We start from the raw sequence: 1,016 nt of genomic DNA, 5'->3' as shown, positions 1-1,016 counted from the left end.
TAGGTTCTGTCTCGAAGTCGTGAGGGCGGGCCTGCGGCTCGCCCTCACGACTGCCGCAACCATTGATTGATCACCGCGACATGGATCGTGGCCTGGTAACGAACCGCGAGCTTGTCGAACCGGGTAGCCACCGCCCGATGCTGTTTCAGCTGGTTGATACCCCTCTCGACAGCATTACGGTCACGGTAGATCACCGGATCGAACGCAGGCGGCCGACCACCGGCACGACCGCGCCGCCGCCGGTGCGCGACCTGATCCGCAGGGACCGGGATGGTCGCCTTGATCCCGTGACGCCGCAACCATTCCCGATTACCGCGACTGGAATACGCCTTGTCGGCCAGCACACGCTCCGGCCGTGCCCGGGCCCGCCCGCCACCGGGTTTCGGCACCTCGATCCCGTCCAACACCGCCGCGAACTGCGGACTATCGCCGGCCTGACCGGCAGTGACCAGCACCGACAACACCCGGCAGCCCTGCTCACACGCCAAATGCAGCTTGCTGGTCCACCCACCACGCGAGCGCCCCAGCCCATGGTCGACCGGCTCACATTCACCCGGACCGGCCGGTGGCTCGGCCTGCAGGTCGCCGTCGCGGCGGGCACCGGCAGCATGCTGATGAGCCCGGGTGATCGTGGAATCCACGCTGACCTGCCACTCGATCACCCCAGCCGCATCAGCCAACACCTGCAGCGAGGTCACCATCACCGACCAAGCCCCAGCCCGCTGCCAACGCCGGAACAATCCATACACCGCCTGCCAGGACCCGTACTCGGCCGGCACGTCCCGCCACGGCACCCCGGCCCGGGTCCGCCACCGAATCCCGTCTATGAGCTGCCGCTTCGTCCACTTCGACGGGCGTCCCGCCTTCTTACTCCGAGGCAGCAACGGCTCCAACCTCGCCCATTGGGCATCGGTCAGGTCCGCTCGCCCCGCTACCGCTACGCTGGCCACGAGGTCTCCGGCACTATTCAGATTTGCTTGGTCGCTAATCCGAAATACCGGAGACCTCACCCATAT

General features: G+C 66.7%; 1 protein-coding gene. It reads right to left on the bottom strand.

Annotation, left to right across the window (positions count from 1 at the left end):
• Positions 1 to 44 precede the first annotated feature (44 nt).
• Positions 45 to 950, bottom strand: coding sequence for an IS5 family transposase (locus ACLMAL_RS39625; RefSeq protein ID WP_412003771.1), 906 nt, complete (start codon positions 948 to 950; stop codon positions 45 to 47).
• Positions 951 to 1,016: the final 66 nt, after the last annotated feature.

The sequence above is a fragment of the Nocardia sp. CWNU-33 genome (assembly GCF_046764895.1).
Taxonomy (GTDB): Bacteria; Actinomycetota; Actinomycetes; order Mycobacteriales; family Mycobacteriaceae; genus Nocardia.
This window is presented reverse-complemented; position numbering and strand designations above follow the sequence as displayed.